Raw genomic sequence first — 18,637 nt, 5'->3', positions numbered from 1 at the left:
TTCAAAAACAGATATGATGTTATTCAATACTATAGCTTTAAAGTTAAAAAAAACTTTTCCTGATTTCTATCAAAAAGTTTTAAACATAAAACAAGGTAGGTATAATTATACCTTTTCAGAAGATAGATATCCAGATAGCTTTCTATCTAATCATTATCAAGGTGATTATAAAGAGCAAAAGGCTCCAGAAGTAATCTATTGCTTTTGGACGGGAGATAATGAAATGAGTGAGAATAGAAAAAGAGGGCTGGAAACTCTAGAAAAAAATGCAGGAGTTCCTGTAAAGCTCATTACTCCAAAGAATTTGCAAGAATATGTAAAAGCGGATGCCCCATTACATAAAGGCTATGAATTATTGAGTTTAGTTCATCGCTCAGATTATTTAAGATGCTACTTTATGCACCACTATGGCGGTGGCTATTCTGATATTAAGCCTTTTGAGCATTCTTGGAAACCAGCTTTTAATAAACTTAATTCTAAGAGAAGTAAATATATCATTGGATATCCAGAATTATTGCACGGAGGGATAGCACCAGCAGAGCATAGATTTCTTGCTGAAAAAAAGTTTTATACAGATTATGAAAGGCAAATGAGTGTAGAGAAATATTTACAGCAAGACTTAATGAAATATACCCCATTACTCATAGGTAACTGCTCATTTATTAGTAAGCCTTATTCTCCGATTACAACCGAATGGTATGATGAAGTACATAAAAGGATGGATGAGTTGTATGACTATTTCTATGAATATGGAGATAATCAGGATTTTGAAGTGCCATACTTTTATCTTGTTCAAATTTTTCATCCACTTATCCTAAAATATCATAAACATGTGCTGAGGGATAAAAAACTTTTACCTATTCTGAAAAATTATAGATAATAATATATACAATGAATATTGTTTATTTTTTTCCAAACTTGAAGGATGCTGCGGGTACCGAAAGAATGCTAAATGTTAAAGCAAACTATTTAGCAGACGTGCTGGGGTACAACGTAACAATAATTACTTATAGACAGTATGATGACCCTATTTTCTTTAAGTTTAGTGAGAAAATAAAAATGATTCATTTTGATATTCCGGATCCTACGCGAGACCTGAAAAACTTTCCCAGTGTAGAGAGAAAAAAGTTGTATAAAAACTTTATGGCAACTTACCGAAAAAAAGTGGAGGATTATCTGTACCATAATCCTACGGATATTGCGATTTCGATGTATTTTGGTGCGGAACACAAGTTTTTGCCCTTGATAAAAGATGGGAGTAAAAAAATATTAGAATACCATTTTCATTTTGATATTACGCCGTTTAGCAAAATTTTAAAATCCGATTGGTCTTTGCAAAATTTAAAGGCCAAAATTTTAACCAAATTGTTTCAAAGAACGCTTAACAAGTTTGATAAAATTGTAGTGCTTACGGAAGAAGACGAAAAAGAGTGGAGTTACTATTTTGATAATGTAACCAATATTCCCAATCCTATTACGATAGAACCTATTACAGCCGATACCAACGCAGAAAAAGTATTAGCGGTGGGTAGGCATACTAGCCAAAAAGGCTTTGATTATTTGGTGGAAGCCTGGGCTATTGTTGCCAAAAAATTTCCAAATTGGCAGTTAGATATTTATGGACATGGTGAACAGGAAGAAGAAAGAAAACAACAAATAAAAAATTTAGGATTAGAGAAAAGTATCAACCTATATCCACCAAGTAAGGAAATTAATAAAGTTTTCTCCGAACATTCTATTTTTGTGTTAAGTTCTCGTTTTGAAGGCTTTCCGTTGGTATTAATAGAAGCACTTGCATCTGGACTTGCACCTGTTTCTTTTGAGTGCAAAAATGGACCTAAACAAATGTTGGGAGATAACAAGTTGAAAGAATTTTTAGTAGAGCCCAATAATGTAGAAATTTTTGCAGAAAAATTAAGCGAATTAATGGAAAGCGATGTTTTAAGAAAGGAAATGTCAGAAGAGGCATTGAGAGTATCAAAACGCTACGAAATGTCTAGTATTATGAAAAAATGGGAAGGATTGTTTAGGGATTTAGTGAAGAAATAGAATGTTGTAGTTATGACCATACTTATAAAAAGTTTTTACCGTCCTTATTTGCTAGAGCGTTGTCTGAGGAGTATTTATGAAAAAGTATCCGATGTGTATCAAATTGATATTGTGGTATTGGATGATGGTACTCCAGAGAAATACCTCAACCGAATCAAGGAAAAATATCCGAAGGTTTCTTTTAAATTTTCAAAGTATAGGGAGGAGAAAATAACTAAAATAGTTAAGCACTTAGAAGGAGTAGAGAATTATTATGATATAAGAATTCCAACAGATCTATGGTATACAGCCGTTTCAGAATCTTCGGAGATTTTGATAATGACGGAGGATGATGTTTGGTTTATAGACGACTTTGATATGCATTTCTATGCTCAAGAAATGGAGAAGTATGGTATTCATATTCTTAAATTAGGGCGTATTTTGAACAAAGATACCCAGTACATAGAAAATAGAACGCTCACAGAAAAAATATCTTTCCATAAACCTAGATATATTGTTAGGTCTGCTAAGTTTTATAAAATGTTACTTAAGAATAGTTTTAAATTAAAAACATTCTTGGAAAAACTACATCTGTTGCCAGAAGGTTGGCGAAAACAACTTTGGACAATGTACGACATTCCAATGGGGATGTATCGTAAAGATTATTTAAAGTTTCTTTGGAAAGACCAGTACAAAAGAGTAGTTGAAGATTTACAACTGATAAATGCGGTCGATTGGGATTTGAACTTTTCTGCACAAGGCGAGGCGGGAATGCATAAATACACTTTGCTTAATAACCGGGCTATGGCGACTTCGTATCGTAGCTCCGCATCGTTTAACTCTTTTAATATTGAGGATTATTTTGATTTAGTAAGATTTAATTACATTTTGAACGAGCTTTGGTACGAGGGGAAATTTGATAGTTATGAGAATTTTCCAGAGGATTTTTCGGTAGATTATATTTACGGAATTTTACTAGAGAATGAAAATAAATCCTTCGCCGATAAATGGAAAAAATGGACCGAGAGTTTTATTGAAATGCATAAAGGGTCATGACTATTATATATGTGAGAGTTTTTATAGATATTTGTTAATTTGAATATAATTTATTTGTATTATGATTGTTGGAAAAGGACTTGTAGCATCATTATTTACGAATGTAGATAGAGAAGATATCATTTTTTTTGCATCAGGTGTTTCTAATTCGCTAGAGGTTAGGATGGAGGAGTTTATGCGTGAGGAAAATCTTGTTAGAGAAACTATTGCTAACCATCCTGATAAGATAATGGTGTATTTTTCTACTTGTAGTATATATGATTCTTCCAAGGTAGATAGCCCTTATGTACGTCACAAATTAAAAATGGAGAATATTGTCTCAAACAATTGTAGCAGATATTTAATTTTAAGATTAAGCAATGTGGTAGGAAAAGGAGGTAACCCTAATTTACTGATGAATTATCTAGTGCGTTCGGTAATGAATGGAGAAGTCATAAATGTACACACAAAAGCAACTAGAAATTTGATAGATGCAGATGATGTGAGAGCAATAGTGTTGAGCTTAATTGAGACTCAAAATATAAACAAAATTATCAATTTAGCATATTTAGAAAACTATACTATTGTTGAAATATTAGAAATATTAGAATCTTTTTTTAAAATTAGACTCAATCTCAATCTTGTAAAGGCAGGAGCGAGTTACCCTATAAGTACCTCATCTGAAGTGGAAAATTATTATATACAAAATAAACTTCTTGATAAAGAAAACTATCTTAGAACTATTTTGTCTAAGTATTATTCTATTTGTGATGTAGATTAAAATTACATTTGTGTTTTAGTTTTATAAAAATGAAAAGTTTTATATTGTTTTTATTTTATAAGTTTTATAAATTTCTTAAGTATTCGGAAGTTTATCTATTGAGAAAAAAGTTCTTCTTAAATTCTCAATCCAAAATACATAGTTCTTTTAAGCTAGGAGCAGATAATGTGCTGGATATTCATTCTAAGGCTGTTTTCAATATAGCAGAAAATGTGATGATAAATCAAAATAATTTTATCACAGTAAAGAAAGAGGCTAAATTGAGTATAGGAAAAGAAACTTACATTACTAGAGCTACCATTTCTTGTTTGGAAGAAATAGCTATTGGAGAAAACTGTATTTTGGGAGAAGGGTTAAAAATTTTTGATCATAATCATAACTATACCAAAGAACCTTTTTCTGTATCTAAAACAGAATTTAATACAGCACCTATCAAAATTGGTAATAATGTTTGGACAGGAGCGAATTGCATTATATTGAAAGGGGTGACGATAGGAGATAATGTGATAATAGGAGCAGGATGTACTATATATAAAGATATTCCTGCAAATAGTATTGTGGTTAATAAACAAGATTTATTAAGTATATGGTAACAAAGCAAAATTATCATTATATATATAGGCTTTCTAAGAGGGTTACTCCTTTTATCAAAAAGAGTAATAGATTTACGAAAGTGATAACAAGAGAAGGTAGGTTAGACTTAGCTAATAGATTTATTTCTAATAAAATTAGAGATGGAGTGCCTTTTATGGTGGGGAGGTATGGAAGTATTGAAGCAGAGACGATAGTAAACTTTTTAGAAGTTAACAAAAAACAGAATGATATAGAGGCTATTATTCGCCATATAAGAGGAGAGTTAAATGTTTTTTGGAAAAAAGATAAAAAATTATTAAATAAATTGTGTTTTAATGCTGGTTTTTTTCCAAATGAGGAAGATTTAGTAAAAGATTTTGTAAATCTAATGATTGAATGTTCCAAAGATATAGATGGTTTGGGAGTTTGGAATGGTTTAGAGGAATATATACCAGAAGTTCCTTTGGACTGTTCTATATTTAAATTAAGAGAACTAGAACCTTGGTTTTTCAATAATCCATGGACTTCTAGCTTGAAGGGAAAAAAGTTTTGGTGATACATCCTTTTGAAGACAGTATAAGATATCAATATGAAGTAAATAGGACTAATTTATATAAAAATGAAAATATCTTACCAGAATTTGATTTAAAAATAATTAAAGCTGTTTCAGTCTATAGCAAATGAAAAAGTAGATTATTTGACATGGTTTGATGCGTTGGAAGATATGAAAAATAAGATAGACTTAGTCGATTTTGATGTAGCAATTATAGGCTGTGGTGCCTATGGTTTACCTTTGGCGTCATATATAAAAAATAAAGGGAAACAGGCCATACATTTGGGTGGAGTAACTCAGTTTCTTTTTGGAATAAAAGGAGCAAGGTGGGAAGGCTGGAATGATTATCTTTCACTGAGGAAAGAAAATGGAAAGTATTGGATTAGACCTAGAGAAACTCCTAAAGGATACAATGAGGTAGAAGGAGGGTGTTACTGGTAGAGCATTATAAAACTTAGTTATGAAATTTTCAATACTCGTAGCTCATTATAATAATTATAATTATTTTCTAGATTGTTACAAAAGCATCATCAATCAAACTTATCAAGATTTTGAAATTATACTTGTGGATGATTGTTCTAATGATGGTTCTTTTGAAAAAATACAAAATTTAGTAAAAAATGATATAAGGTTTAAAGTTTTTAAAAATGAGGAAAATAAGGGCGTAGGCTACACCAAAAGAAAGTGTATAGAACTGGCAACTGGTGATATTTGTGGTTTTGTAGATCCCGATGATGCAATTATACCTAGTGCTATTGAAAAAAGTATTGAAAAATATTTAGAAAAAGACACTATTGTAGCCACTCATTCTAATATAAGTGTTTGTGATGAAAAACTAAACTATATTAGAGATTTTAAAGGGACTAGAAAAGTTAAAAATAGCGATTCTTTTTTCTTTAATATAGATTTTTCTGTCAATCATTTTTTTACTTTTAAAAAATTGGCATACGATAAAACTTCTGGGATAGATAAGGAGCTCACTTCTGCGGTGGATCAAGATTTATATCTTAAAATTTATGAGCAAGGTAACTTTGCTTATATTAATGAAAATTTGTACCTATACAGAATACATGAGAAAGGAGTTTCTCAGGATAAAAGTAAAAAGGATAAACTTAATCATAACTGGCATAAAGTTTTGCTAAATACTTTGAAAAGAAGGAAAATGGGTAGGATTTATGGGAGGAATATAGATGAAATTAATAATCTTCCAAAATTTCTTTTTGAAAAGGAAAATTCTTTTTTGAAAAAATTAATTAGAAAGTTTATCAAATGATAAATATATACATAAAGTCGTTCAATAGAGTATATTACCTAGACCGTTGTTTGGTGTCTATTGAAGAGAAAGTGCAGGGGACTTATTCCGTTATCGTTCTAGATGATGGTACTCCTCAAAAGTATTTGGATAAAATAAAGGAGAAGTATCCTTATATCAATGTTAGAACTTCAAAATCGTATTCCCAAAAAGTAAAGGCTGTAGAAGATAATATTTTATTGGGGAAGGATATAGATGGTTTTAGTATTCCAACCGATTTATGGATAGAAGCAGTTAAAAACGGAGCGGACTACTGTATCGTTACAGAAGATGATGTGTGGTTTACGGAAACGATTGATGTAGATGGGTTATTAAAAGAGGTGCGGAAAAATAGCATCAATCTTTTAAAATTAGGCTGGCTAAGTAACTTTAAAGATGATGAATATCTCCAGATAGGTAAAATTAGCGAAGATATCAATTTTAATAGACCTAAGGATTTGTTTCTAGGCTCAAAGTGGTTAATGGATTTGTTTTTTTATAATAAGTATAAATTCTTTACAATAGGTTATAAGTTAGGGAAATTTGATAATTATACCAAAAGAAAATACTGGTCGCTCAATTCTATCCTGATGGGATTATGGAAAAAAGAATATTGGCTAGAAGTCTGGAAAGATGCAAAGGGTAAGGTGGACGAAAAACAACAATTAAGAAATGCAGCCACTTACTATAATGGACATAAAAATAATCCAAACTTTATAGCTAGACTTTCTAAGGAAGCTATGAAAACGACTTTTCAAAGTTCTGCCACTAATTCCTACCACGAATACGGGTTTAAGGTGGATATAAACTACATCAACTATCTTTTGAATGAGGCTTGGTATAATGATAGGTTAGAGAGTATGCAAAACTATCCTAATGATTTTTCTGTTGAGTATCTAGAAACCTTCTTTGATGATAAAGTGGATAAAAACGAATATCGTAAGTGGGTAGAGCAATTTAAAAATCAATACAGAAACCTAGGCTGTAGTATAGACTAGAAGTTTATATTTTCTATATCTTTGCAGAAATTTTTTACTTTGAAAAAATTACTCAACGAGACCATCATTTACGGTATTGGAGCAATCTTACCGAGGGTTATTTATTTCCTGCTTAATCCTTTTTTCATTTACTATATCTCTAGGGAAGAGTTTGCCCAGTTTACCAATCTTTATGCTTGGATGTCTTATGTAAACATATTACTTACACTTGGGTTTGAAACCTCTTTTTTCCGTTATTCGGCAGAGAAGGAAAACGAAAACAAGGCATTTTACACCTCGTTTTGGTTTCTCTTTTTCACAGCAAGTTTGTTTTTAGGTGGAGTTTATATTTTCAATCAAAGTATAGCAGATTCATTAGGGTACGCCACTCACCCTGAGTATATTAAATGGTTTGCTTGGATTGCTTTTTTTGATACTATTTGTGTAATTCCGTTGGCGTGGCTTAGATTTAACAATAAACCAATAAAGTATTCTGCTATTAGAGTGGCACAAGTGCTGGTTCAAGTATTGAGTGTTTTGGCATTGTTTCTATTTGTACCTAAAGAAACCTCTCAAAGTTTGGGTATGGAGACATCGGTGTCTTATGCATTTGTAAGTAATATTATAGCTAGTGTGGCGGCGTTTGTAATGTTACTGCCTGTAGTGAGTAAAGTAAGGTTTAAGTTCTCTATGAACTTGTTTAAACGAATGATAAAATACTCATACCCACTAATGTTGGCGGGATTGGCATTTGTTGTAAACGAAAACTTTGATAAAACGGTACAATATAACATTATTTCCAAAGCAGAAGCAGGAGCTTACGGTGGCTGTTACAAATTAGCCGTTCTAATGACACTCTTTGTTACGGCTTATAGAATGGGTATTGAGCCTTTCTTTTTTAAACAAATGAATAATGCTGATGCGCCAAAAACTTATGCGAAAATTACGGAGTATTTTACACTATTTGCATCAGTGGCAGCATTGGGTATTGTGGCAAATATCAGTTGGTTAAAATCAATTTTTATTACAGATAGCTCTTATTGGATCGCTATGGATATAGTACCGATTATTGTGGTGGGTAATTTGTGTTTCGGTATTTATTATAATTTATCTACTTGGTATAAAGTTACGGATAGAACCTTTGTTGGGACGCTTATTTCTTGGCTAGGAGCGGCAATTACCATTGTACTGAATTTAGTCTTGCTAAAAGACTATGGGTTTATGGTATCAGCGTGGGTAACCTTGTTGGTTTATTTCTTAATGATGCTAGTGTCTTACTTTTTAGGGCAGAAGTATTACCCAATCCCTTATAATATGAAAAAAATAATGTTGGTACTTTTGTTATTGTCGGTATTTTCATTTTTATCTTACCAGATATTTGAAGCAAATGTATGGATTGGGAATATTTTATTTTTAATTTTCGTTTTTGGCATTATTTTTTCTGAGAGGCATTTGCTTTCTTCTTTGCTTGATAAATTTAGAGTGAAAAATTAATTTAATCAGTCCGTTATTTTTGGGAGAAGAAAAATTAAAATATTATATTTGAAGTCTAATTAGTAATTTATATAAAATAATATGAAAATAATAGTACCTATGGCGGGGCGAGGCTCCCGATTGAGACCACATACACTTACAGTTCCAAAGCCACTTATACCTATTGCAGGCAAGCCTATTGTGCAAAGATTGGTGGAAGATATTGCAAAAGTTGCAGGACAGCCTATAGAGGAAGTAACTTTCATTATTGGAGATTTTGGTGATGAAGTAAAAGCTTCTCTAATCCAGATTGCAGAAAAATTAGGAGCTAAAGGGAGTGTTTATACTCAAGATGAGCCTCTAGGTACAGCTCATGCAATAAAGTGTGCGGAAGCTTCTATGCAGGGTGATGTGGTGGTAGCGTTTGCGGACACTCTTTTCCGTGCTGATTTTGTCTTAGATACCAATTCGGACGGTGTAATTTGGGTGAAAAAAGTAGAAGACCCTTCGGCCTTTGGAGTGGTTAAGTTAGATGATTATGGGTTTATTACCGATTTTGTAGAAAAACCCCAAACATTTGTTTCGGATTTAGCTATTATAGGAATTTATTACTTTAAATCTGCTGAAAAATTAATGGAGGAGATTAATTATATTATGGACAATAATATAATGCAAGGAGGGGAGTATCAGTTAACAACAGCATTAGAAAATTTAAGACAAAAAGGAGCGAAGTTCTCTTTAGGTAAGGTGAATGACTGGATGGATTGTGGCAACAAAAATGCAACGGTAGAAACTAATAGCAAGATATTGCAATATGAAAAAGAAGCGATATCTTCATTCCCATCGTCTGCTAAGATAGAAAATAGTCTTATTATTCCTCCATGTTTTATTGGAGAAAATGTGGTTATTAAAAATTCCAAAATAGGACCTAATGTTTCTTTAGGAAATAATACTGAGGTGGTTAATTCCAATATAGATAATTCTTTAATACAGGAGAAAACACTGATTAATCATGGTAATTTGAGTAATTCTATGATAGGTAACTCAGCTAAATACTTTGGAGTGTCTAGAGAAATTTCGTTGGGAGACTATTCGGTGTTAGATTTTCTTTCTAAATAAATGTATAAGTTTTTTGCTCTTTTTCCGTTATAGTATAAATCTTAACTTTAATATTATGAATAAACTTTGGTTATTGGGTGGAGTTATGCTTATACTAGTGTCATGTAAGACTCAGCAGAATATTCCGTCTGAACCACCTGTAAGTACACATAAAAAGATAGAAAAAGACCAAGTTTTTTTCAATAATATCCTTAGAGAATCTGCTTTTAAAAATTTAAAGATTTCTAGTAAAATTAAGGTAGATAACGGGAGTCCAATTCCTACATTGGACGCATTAGTTTATATAGAAAATCAAAAGAAAGTTTGGGTAAATCTTTCTGCGTTGTTCTTTAATGTAGCAAGAGGTATTGCCACGCCAGAAGGCGTTAAAGGTTATGAAAAATATAATAAAACTTATATAGATTCGGATTTTTCTTATCTTAATCGGCTTCTGAATGTTAACTTTATCGATTATTCAGCTCTTCAGAATTTATTGGTAGGGAGGACTTTTGTTCCTATTAAAGACGGTGATTTTGATTTGACTAAAAATGCACAAGGTTATCATTTAACATCGGCTAAAAATCAAAAAATAATAGTAGATGGTAAGGTGAATGAGTATAAAATGGAATTAGATTATGATACCATGTTTAATCTTAGCAGGGTAAAATTATCTGACGCCAAAACACCTGATTATTTAGAAGTTTTTTATACTAATTGGGATAGTTTTGAAGGGAATTATCTACCTAAAAATGTTAAAATTATTATAAAAGCAAAAAAAACAGACCAGATTTTCATAGAAAACACGAAATTTGACTCCTCTGCTATGGATACACCATACACGGTGCCAAGTAACTATACAAAGAAGGAAATTAAATGATATTTAGGAAGTTAAGTTTTTTATTGAGTGTATTGTGCTTTGGGTTGTTTTTTTCTCAGAAGAAAGAGCAGCTTCAGAGAGAAAGTGCTGAACTGAAAAAACAAATTGCACTTATCAACTCTAATCTTGCTAAAACTCAGAAGGAGGCAAGGCTTTCGATAGCACACCTTAATGAAGTTAATAAAAAAATTCAGTTAAGAGAGAAGGTTTATAATAATACACAAAAGGAGAAAAGGCTGATTGAAGATGATATTTATCTTCGTCAAAAAGAGATTAATAAGTATAAAAAAGAGCTGGCTGTACTAAGAAAAAACTATGCTGAGATATTAGTAAAAGCTTATAAGAATAAAGGTATTCAGAATAAAGTTACATTTATTCTATCGGCTAAAAATTTAGGAGAAGCTCTAAGAAGAGTACAGTATCTTAAACAATACTCTGATTATCAAGATAAAAAAGCTAAAGAGATTAGCGGTAAAGCAGCAGAAATTCAGCAAGCTTTAAAGCTGAAACAAAAATCAGTAAAAGAGAAAGAAAATATTCTTACTCAGCAACAGAAAGATCTTTTAGTAATCCAAAATGATAGAAAACAAAGGGAATTATTATTAGAAGACTTCAAGAAAAATGAGGCAGCCCTTACGGCTGAACTTAAACAGAAGCAAGCGCAAGCTAAGAAAATTGAAGGCGAAATCCGAAAGATAATAAACGAAGAAATAGCAGCTGCTAAAGCAAAAGAAGAAGCGGAGCGAAAAGCTAGACTAGAGCGAGAAAGACTTGCGAGAGAGGCTGCAGCTAGAGAAAAAGCTAGAATAGATGCAGAGAATAAAGCTAGGGCAGAAGCACTAGAAAGAGAAAGAAAAAAAGCGGAAGCGGAAGCTGCTAGATTGGCAGAAATTGAAAGAAAGAAGCAAGATGATGCTAGAAAACAAGCTGAACTTGCAAAAGCAGAAGAAAATGCAAGGAATGAAGCACGCCGAATAGCTGCAGAAAAAGATGCTAGAGAAGCGGCTGCTAGAGCTAAGGCTGCAGAAGAAAAAGCTAAGGCAGCAAGAGACGCTGAGGCAGAACTAGCCAAGAGAAAAGAAGAGGAAAAGAAAAAAGCGGAGGAAAAAACGAAGACAGCGTTTGGTGTAGGAGCAGCAACAGGGTCTAATTTTGCTGAAAATAGAGGACGAATAGGCTTCCCAGTGGAAAGAGGACAAGTGACGCACCGTTTTGGTAGACAACCGCACCCTGTATTTAAGAATATAGTTGAGGAGAATAATGGGATTAGAATTGCAGTTTCTCCCGGTACTAAGGCAAGATGTGTTTTCCCTGGTGAAGTGTCAAGGATTTCTTTTGTCGGGGGGACTAAGACGGTTATTGTAAAACATGGTAGCTACTTCACCATATATAGTAATTTGTCCGACGTTTCGGTCTCTCCTAATCAGAAGGTTTCATCAGGAACTACAATTGGGACTATAGCACAAGATTTTGAGGGGGCTTACTCTCTGGATTTCCAAATTTGGAATGGAAGTACTCCTGTTGATCCTATGGGATGGGTTTCAAACTAACTATAAACGAATAAAAATATAAATAAATTATGTTAACGACTATTTTAGCACTATCGGTACAACATATACTTATAGTGTTGGTTATACTACTCTTATTGTTTGGAGGGAAAAAGATTCCGGAGCTGATGAAGGGCTTAGGTTCAGGTATTAAGGAATTTAAAGATGCAGTAAAGGAGGAAGAAAAACCTTCAACAGAAGAAGAGAAAAAGTAGAGCAAATCGATTAGAGGGTCTAATTTTGGTAAGGATAGCGTATTAGTTTATATGTATAAATTTTGCTATCTTTACCAAAATTTTGTTTTAATACTATAAAGATAAATATATGTTAGTAGCTATTCTTGGGGCAGTAGGACCTTGGCAGATTGTTGCCATCGTGGTTGTATTATTACTTTTGTTTGGAGGGAAGAAGATTCCAGAACTTATGAAAGGCTTGGGCTCAGGTATTAAAGAGTTTAAAGACGCGGTAAAGGAAGATGATAAAAGCTCATCTTCAACAGAGGAAGAAAATAAAAAATCATAATTAAAAAGTAAGATTTTAAATTAAATGAGTTTTTCTGAAAAAGCTTGGAATATTTTTAATCAAGCCATTATAGACTATCATAAAACAGATGATGTAGATGCAGTTGAGTCTAATCCGTTCTCTGAAAATACTTTGGAACGACTTTTGTATTCAAAGAATTGGATTGATACCGTTCAGTGGCATTTAGAGGATATTATTCGTGATGAAAACATATCTCCTGAGAAAGCTTTAAAGATTAAAAGGAGAATAGATTCATCTAACCAAGATAGAACAGATTTGGTAGAGTATATAGATGATTATTTTCTAGAAAAATATAAATCTGTGAAGCCTAAGGAAAATGCTAAAATCAATACAGAAAGTCCAGCATGGGCTATCGACAGATTGTCTATATTAGCTCTTAAGATTTATCATATGAAGATAGAAACCTTAAGAGATACAGCAGATGAGAAACATAAATTGAAGTGTTCTAATAAATTGGCTGTTCTTGAGGAGCAAAAGGTGGACTTGAGCACAGCTATAGATAGATTATTATTTGATATAGAGAGCGGTAACAACAAAATAAAGACTTATAAGCAAATGAAAATGTATAATGATGATAGTCTAAACCCAGTTTTATATCAAAAGAAAAATGTTTAAAAATCCCTTACCCTTAGTATTCACTATATTTTTACTGGTTTCTTGTTCTGTAGAGCAAGTTAACTTGTCTCCTCTTTCACAAGGGATTGTTTCTAAAGGGGAGGCAAAAACTTCACCTGATACCATTGTTATGAGTGCAAGTGTGAATGTTAGCCAAGTAAAGTATGCATCTGAACTATCAACAGCGGCAGATAAACTTCCGAGGTTTTCAGACGCGGCAATAAATAAACATATAGATTTAATAAAGTTTAATGTTTCTGAGTATCTTTATGCACTTAGGGAACACAACGAAAATAGAAAGGTAAGAACGCTAGACGGTTTGCAAAAGAGTTACAAAAAACTTCAAGGACTGAGGAAAAATCTTTCTTTGGAAGAAGATGAAGCTCTTAATTTTTATTTGGTTAAAATCAAAACCAATATCACACTATTAGAATCTATTAAAACATCTTCTGATAACTTTTAAGTAAAGGTACGCTTATTTTATGTTGAAAATACAGGCTGAGGCTAATATCCCTACCGATTTTGGTGTTTTTAAAATGATTGCATTTTCTGATAATGAAATGGATTGGACACCACATATTGCGTTGATTGCAGAAAATACAGATTTTTCTAAAGTGGTCAATGTGAGGTTTCATTCTGAGTGTATTACTGGAGAAATATTTCATTCTAAAAAATGTGAGTGTGGGCAGCAGCTAGATGCTGCGATGCAGTATATGCAGAAGAATGGTGGTATTATTCTTTATTTAAGGCAAGAAGGTAGAAATATAGGGATTATCAATAAGCTTAAGGCTTATGCTTTACAAGAGCAAGGAATGGATACTGTACAGGCAAATCTACATTTGGGATTACCTGCCGATGGGAGAGATTTTGGCGTAGCGATTGACATATTAACCAGTTTGGGTATAAAAGAAATTAATTTGCTTACTAATAATCCAGATAAATTGAAATTTGTAGAGGATAGTACAATAAAGCTTAATGAGAGGATTCCTTTACAGATACCATCTAATGAAGTTAATGCGGATTATTTAAAAGTAAAAAAAACTTACTTTGGACACCTGCTAGAAGATAATAAATAATCATAATATCAATTAACTCGTTGTGCATTTTAAATAATACTGATTTTTAGATGATTTAATTTTCTTTGGAAGATAAATTTATTGATATATTGAATAACCGTTGCGGCGGTTATTTTACTGATTATCCTTGTTTTAAAGCCTTCAAAAGTTTTAGCATAGTTTCTTTTAATCATAAATTGGTCGCAAAGTTGAGAGAAAAATGTCTCAATTCGTTTTCGCTTTTTCTTGTACAATGAAAATTGAGGAATATAATCTTTCTGATTACTTCTCATTGGTGTATCTAATTTAATATTAGCATAGTTAAATAAATCTATTTGAACTTTTGCTGATAAATAGCCTCTATCTCCAATTAAAGTACAGTTTCGCATTTGCTCACCAATATCTTTTAAATAGTGGATGTCGTGAACGGATGCAGGGCTTATATCAAAATTCTTAATCACACCATTTAAAGAACATACTGCGTGTAGTTTATAGCCATAGAAATATAATTTCTGTGAAGCACAATAACCATATGTTGGTGAAGAATAGGATTGCTCTTTACAAATTTTTGAACGAGTAGAACGAGCATTTTCACAAACTTTCATTGGCATGCTATCAACGATAAAAATATCTTCAAACTCATTGAACTCCATCGAAATACGCTGTCTAATTTGCTCTGTTTGTAGGGATAGTCTTCGTTTTCGCTTATTGTAAACACTTCTTTCAATTTTGTTTATCAGAGAGTTTGGCAATTTTCTAAATAACTGTAATTCGCTATCAATACTCAAGTATTCAGCAGTAATATTAAGACTTATGACTTCTAAATCGCTCATTTTAGGTGTTCTTCTCTGATAACTAATCAGTTGATTTTCTGAAAAAAGTCCTAAAACTTCCAAAATTCTTTCATATATTTGCTCTATGTTGTTCATTTATATCGTTTTATAGCAAAAACAATATACTGATTTTCAGTCTAATAAACAACTCTTGTTTTTTTCATTTCATAATGCACAACGGGTTTGATATAAATTTTTTCATAGTTATTTATTTTCTGTTAATTGTATTGCAAGTTCTGTTCTTGCCATATCATCTGCAAGGTTAGTACAGCTTGTACTCTTTCCTCCAAAAGTTAAATTGTAGAAAGCTTTATCATAGAATGCAGAGGAAACAGCCTTAGCTCTTAGCGTTTGTCTTACTTCGATTTTGTAACTCCCTAATCCTAAATTTTGTTGGTTAAAGCTCAAACCAAAATTTCCATATAAGCAAGCATTATTTCCAGTAACAACAAAATTTCTAACGGCTTTTAGTTGATCATTGATAAATAGACCTATTGCATAAGACATAAAATCTCCCGTATTAGAACTGCTTAAATTGTTTCTTTGAGCTATACCATCAATATTAACAACAATATTATTTTTAGTAGATGTTACATTAACTGTATGACTCAATCCCGGTATTAAAGTCCATCTAGAACTAGGAGTTTCATTTTCTGTGTAAGATATAGTGCCTGTTTCAGTATTTGCAACCATAGTACTTGAACTTTTTTTTATTGTAAGTTTAGCTATCCCCAGTAACTTATAAATATTTTCGGAATTAAGTAGTGGATTCCATTGGTTATTAAACCAATAGTAATGACCTTTTCCTGAATCAACATTGGTGTTGTAAACCATTAGAGAGGTAGCAGGATTAGCGACAGGAGGAGCCTGTTGTAAATCTGGGATAGAGATTTTTGGAAGTAATACTCCCTTGTTTGAAGCTTCTACTTTTAGAGCTTCGGATAAATGTACGTTTTCAGTTCCTATCCCTACTTGTCCTAGACACATGCTAGAAATCAAAATTGGGAATAATGTTTTTTTTATCATAATTTTTATTATTGTATTTTTTGTGGCTGTTTAATAAAGTTTGCCCATTGGTCATGCCGTTTTATTGGTTCTATGATATTTATCATAGGATAGTTATTGTAATGAGCTGTTAACTTTATTCTAAATGATATAATTAAAGAATACAAAAATTCCCCTTTCTTGAGTAAACAAAAAAGAGGTCTTATAGGTAGAAATTTAGAATAAATTTTATATAATGCTACGCACGCACGATAACATTTGTGTGTGTGTGTGTGTGTGTGTGTGTGTGTGTGTGTGTGTGTGTGTGTGTGTGTGTGTGTGTGTGTGTGTGTGTGTGTGTGTGTGTGTGTGTGTGTGTGTGTGTGTGTGTGTGTGTGTAAAATTATTTGAAATAACCAAATGATTTTGCATTTTTTCGCTATTTTTAATGTGGTGTACCATAAAACTGTGACAAACTTATAACCTTTTGGGGAGGTGTGCAAATTTTTTGGAAGATTTTAATTTTTTAGAGATTGAAGCGTTTTTATAAAATACTGTATTTATCATCTTCTGATGTAAATATTTTGCCCTAAATATTTTTTTAGGGCAAAATAAAATTAGTTCTATAATTTAGCAGGTAATACTTTGGTTTTCACTTCACCGAAACCTACTCTAATATGTTCCTTTTGGGCGAACCCTCTCATCGTGATGGTATCGCCGTCTTCTATAAATTTCCTTTCGCTGCTGTCTGAAAGCGTTAAAGGATTTTGTCCTCTCCAAGTAAGCTCTAGCATAGAACCAAAGCTACTCGGCTCTTTACCCGAAATAGTTCCCGAAGCATACATATCTCCTACCTCTACATTACAACCATTAACGGTATGATGTGCCAACTGCTGAGCCATATTCCAATACATATACTTGAAATTGGACTGGCAAATAAGGTTCTCCGCTCCATTTTCAGGTGTTAAATAAACCTCTAAAGCGATATCAAAATTTTTATCACCTTCAAATTTTAGGTAAGGTAACACCTCTGGTTCTTGCTTAGGAGAGGTGGTTCTAAACGGCTCTAAAGCCTCTAAAGTAACCACCCAAGGCGATATGGACGAACAGAAGTTTTTCCCTAAAAATGGACCTAGCGGCACATACTCCCAACTCTGAATATCCCTAGCCGACCAGTCATTAAACAGTACCATTCCGAAAATGGAGTCCTCCGCATCTTTGGTAGAAATACTTTCGCCCATTTCTGTATTCTTATTAACTATAAAAGCCATTTCTAACTCAAAATCTAATTGTTTAGACACTCCAAATATCGGTTGGTTGGCGTCTGCAGGTTTCATTTGACCTTTTGGTCTATGAAAATTCACTTCCGAAGTTACGATAGACGAAGCTCTACCGTGATACCCCACAGGAATGTGTTTCCAATTTGGCAAAAGGGCATTTTCTGGGTCACGGAACATTTTTCCAACATTAGTAGCGTGTTCTATACTGCTGTAAAAATCAGTATAGTTAGGGATATGCACTGGCATTAGCATTTCCACCTCGTCTAAATCATAAAAGCACTCTTCTATCACTTTTTCGTCTTTAGAAAGTTTAGAGTCTTCTAAAAGCAATTCTTGTATTCTTTCTCTAACAACAGTGGTTACAGGTTTGCCTAGCTCTATAAAATCGTTTAGAGTATAACCTTCAAAAACATTTTCGGTTAAGCCTTCTATATCGTCAAAGTAGCCATAATCGTAAAGTGAGGCTAGGTCTATTACTAAATCGCCTATTCTAGTGGCACAAGCAATATACTCGTGATTGAAAACCGCCACCCCAAACGGAATGTTATAAATGGAAAAATCGGACTGTTCGTTATAATTTACAAATGATTTCATAGTTTATTTTTTTACAGGTTGTTTTGTGATAGACTGTTCATCTATCCAGCGTTGTTTTGTGTTGATGTCTATTAGGTAAAGAATTTCTTTCTCTCTATTTAGCATCAGGGTTTTGGTAACCGCAATAGGTATCTTTTGCCCTTCTAATTTATCAGCTCTTATAGAAACAATGTTTTTCTTTCTAATAAAATCACCATCATACACTTTGGAGGAGGTTTTATTATCAGGCTTAGCATCTAATAGTTCTATGTAATTCACTTTATCATTGGTAAACACAATAAATTCTCGCTCTGTTCTGTCTTCAAAATCTTTTATAGAAACAAACTTTTTTCCGTCCAAACTTACTCCACTTAAATCTTGGTTAAAGCCTCTCCTTTCTTCTAAACGGTCTAAAATAGCGTTAAGTGTACCGAAGTTCTGTGCTTTAATACCCAATGAGGCTACAATAAAGCCTAATGCAATTATTTTTTTCATCATTTATATCATTTAAAAAACACAGT

At 32.6% G+C, this 18,637-nt stretch carries 22 protein-coding genes; 18 read left to right on the top strand and 4 right to left on the bottom strand.

The window, feature by feature from the left end:
* Positions 1 to 13: 13 nt before the first annotated feature.
* The 18 genes from VIX88_RS05215 (at position 14) to ribA (ending at position 14,467) form a co-directional block, all read left to right on the top strand.
* Entirely contained in the window at positions 14 to 880 is an 867-nt protein-coding gene (locus VIX88_RS05215) for a capsular polysaccharide synthesis protein (protein ID WP_109475443.1), read from the top strand.
* An 11-nt stretch (positions 881 to 891) separates the two neighbouring features.
* Positions 892 to 2,049 carry a glycosyltransferase family 4 protein gene (locus VIX88_RS05210; protein WP_064970394.1) on the top strand — a complete coding sequence of 386 codons (1,158 nt, stop codon included), beginning with the start codon at positions 892 to 894 and terminating at the stop codon, positions 2,047 to 2,049.
* A gap of 12 nt (positions 2,050 to 2,061) precedes the next feature.
* A complete protein-coding gene (locus VIX88_RS05205) occupies positions 2,062 to 3,084 on the top strand; it encodes a hypothetical protein (RefSeq protein WP_064970395.1) in 1,023 nt (340 codons plus the stop codon).
* Positions 3,085 to 3,145: 61 nt separating this feature from the next.
* Complete coding sequence (locus VIX88_RS05200) at positions 3,146 to 3,844, top strand: NAD-dependent epimerase/dehydratase family protein (protein ID WP_064970396.1); 699 nt, start codon at positions 3,146 to 3,148, stop codon at positions 3,842 to 3,844.
* A 29-nt stretch (positions 3,845 to 3,873) separates the two neighbouring features.
* Complete coding sequence (locus VIX88_RS05195; protein ID WP_064970397.1) at positions 3,874 to 4,437, top strand: acyltransferase; 564 nt, start codon at positions 3,874 to 3,876, stop codon at positions 4,435 to 4,437.
* A gap of 80 nt (positions 4,438 to 4,517) precedes the next feature.
* Entirely contained in the window at positions 4,518 to 4,973 is a 456-nt protein-coding gene (locus VIX88_RS05190; RefSeq protein WP_127919860.1) for a hypothetical protein, read from the top strand.
* A gap of 141 nt (positions 4,974 to 5,114) precedes the next feature.
* Positions 5,115 to 5,411: a hypothetical protein gene (locus VIX88_RS05185; RefSeq protein ID WP_127919858.1), complete on the top strand. Its 297-nt coding sequence runs from the start codon at positions 5,115 to 5,117 to the stop codon at positions 5,409 to 5,411.
* Positions 5,412 to 5,430: 19 nt separating this feature from the next.
* The gene (locus VIX88_RS05180; protein WP_214194111.1) at positions 5,431 to 6,243 is read left to right on the top strand and encodes a glycosyltransferase family 2 protein; all 813 of its coding nucleotides are present in this window, start codon (positions 5,431 to 5,433) and stop codon (positions 6,241 to 6,243) included.
* Entirely contained in the window at positions 6,240 to 7,259 is a 1,020-nt protein-coding gene (locus tag VIX88_RS05175; protein WP_214194110.1) for a glycosyltransferase, read from the top strand. The genes VIX88_RS05180 and VIX88_RS05175 overlap by 4 nt, the downstream gene beginning before the upstream one ends.
* 39 nt (positions 7,260 to 7,298) lie before the next feature.
* On the top strand, positions 7,299 to 8,732 hold the full coding sequence (locus VIX88_RS05170; protein WP_038693520.1) for a lipopolysaccharide biosynthesis protein: 1,434 nt from the start codon (positions 7,299 to 7,301) through the stop codon (positions 8,730 to 8,732).
* 81 nt (positions 8,733 to 8,813) lie between these two features.
* The gene (locus VIX88_RS05165) at positions 8,814 to 9,830 is read left to right on the top strand and encodes a sugar phosphate nucleotidyltransferase (protein ID WP_014937477.1); all 1,017 of its coding nucleotides are present in this window, start codon (positions 8,814 to 8,816) and stop codon (positions 9,828 to 9,830) included.
* A 55-nt stretch (positions 9,831 to 9,885) separates the two neighbouring features.
* A complete protein-coding gene (locus VIX88_RS05160) occupies positions 9,886 to 10,686 on the top strand; it encodes a DUF4292 domain-containing protein (RefSeq protein WP_014937476.1) in 801 nt (266 codons plus the stop codon).
* A complete protein-coding gene (locus tag VIX88_RS05155; protein ID WP_038693518.1) occupies positions 10,683 to 12,236 on the top strand; it encodes a M23 family metallopeptidase in 1,554 nt (517 codons plus the stop codon). Before VIX88_RS05160 ends, VIX88_RS05155 begins: the two co-directional genes overlap by 4 nt.
* Before the next feature lie 29 nt (positions 12,237 to 12,265).
* Positions 12,266 to 12,448, top strand: a complete 183-nt coding sequence (locus VIX88_RS05150) for a Sec-independent protein translocase subunit TatA/TatB (protein ID WP_004916619.1) — start codon at positions 12,266 to 12,268, stop codon at positions 12,446 to 12,448.
* A gap of 109 nt (positions 12,449 to 12,557) precedes the next feature.
* The gene (gene tatA / locus VIX88_RS05145; RefSeq protein WP_004916622.1) at positions 12,558 to 12,755 is read left to right on the top strand and encodes a twin-arginine translocase TatA/TatE family subunit; all 198 of its coding nucleotides are present in this window, start codon (positions 12,558 to 12,560) and stop codon (positions 12,753 to 12,755) included.
* Positions 12,756 to 12,779: 24 nt separating this feature from the next.
* Positions 12,780 to 13,391 (top strand): DUF4254 domain-containing protein, encoded by a 612-nt coding sequence (locus VIX88_RS05140; RefSeq protein ID WP_064970404.1) that lies wholly within the window; start codon positions 12,780 to 12,782, stop codon positions 13,389 to 13,391.
* Positions 13,384 to 13,854, top strand: coding sequence for a hypothetical protein (locus VIX88_RS05135; protein WP_064970405.1), 471 nt, complete (start codon positions 13,384 to 13,386; stop codon positions 13,852 to 13,854). Before VIX88_RS05140 ends, VIX88_RS05135 begins: the two co-directional genes overlap by 8 nt.
* A 19-nt stretch (positions 13,855 to 13,873) precedes the next feature.
* Entirely contained in the window at positions 13,874 to 14,467 is a 594-nt protein-coding gene (gene ribA / locus VIX88_RS05130) for a GTP cyclohydrolase II (RefSeq protein ID WP_064970406.1), read from the top strand.
* A 29-nt stretch (positions 14,468 to 14,496) separates the two neighbouring features.
* On the opposite strand, the gene VIX88_RS05125 is transcribed toward ribA, so the two are convergent.
* The 4 genes from VIX88_RS05125 to VIX88_RS05110 form a co-directional block, all read right to left on the bottom strand.
* Entirely contained in the window at positions 14,497 to 15,375 is an 879-nt protein-coding gene (locus VIX88_RS05125) for an IS982-like element ISRa1 family transposase (RefSeq protein WP_127919822.1), read from the bottom strand.
* A gap of 108 nt (positions 15,376 to 15,483) precedes the next feature.
* Positions 15,484 to 16,305, bottom strand: a complete 822-nt coding sequence (locus VIX88_RS05120) for a hypothetical protein (RefSeq protein WP_064971267.1) — start codon at positions 16,303 to 16,305, stop codon at positions 15,484 to 15,486.
* A 581-nt stretch (positions 16,306 to 16,886) separates the two neighbouring features.
* Positions 16,887 to 18,137 carry a fumarylacetoacetase gene (gene fahA / locus VIX88_RS05115; RefSeq protein WP_064971268.1) on the bottom strand — a complete coding sequence of 417 codons (1,251 nt, stop codon included), beginning with the start codon at positions 18,135 to 18,137 and terminating at the stop codon, positions 16,887 to 16,889.
* Between the two features lie 3 nt (positions 18,138 to 18,140).
* Positions 18,141 to 18,611, bottom strand: coding sequence for a hypothetical protein (locus VIX88_RS05110; RefSeq protein ID WP_064968519.1), 471 nt, complete (start codon positions 18,609 to 18,611; stop codon positions 18,141 to 18,143).
* Between the last annotated feature and the right edge of the window lie 26 nt (positions 18,612 to 18,637).

It is taken from the genome of Riemerella anatipestifer (assembly GCF_035666175.1).
Taxonomy (GTDB): Bacteria; Bacteroidota; Bacteroidia; order Flavobacteriales; family Weeksellaceae; genus Riemerella; species Riemerella anatipestifer_D.
This window is presented reverse-complemented; position numbering and strand designations above follow the sequence as displayed.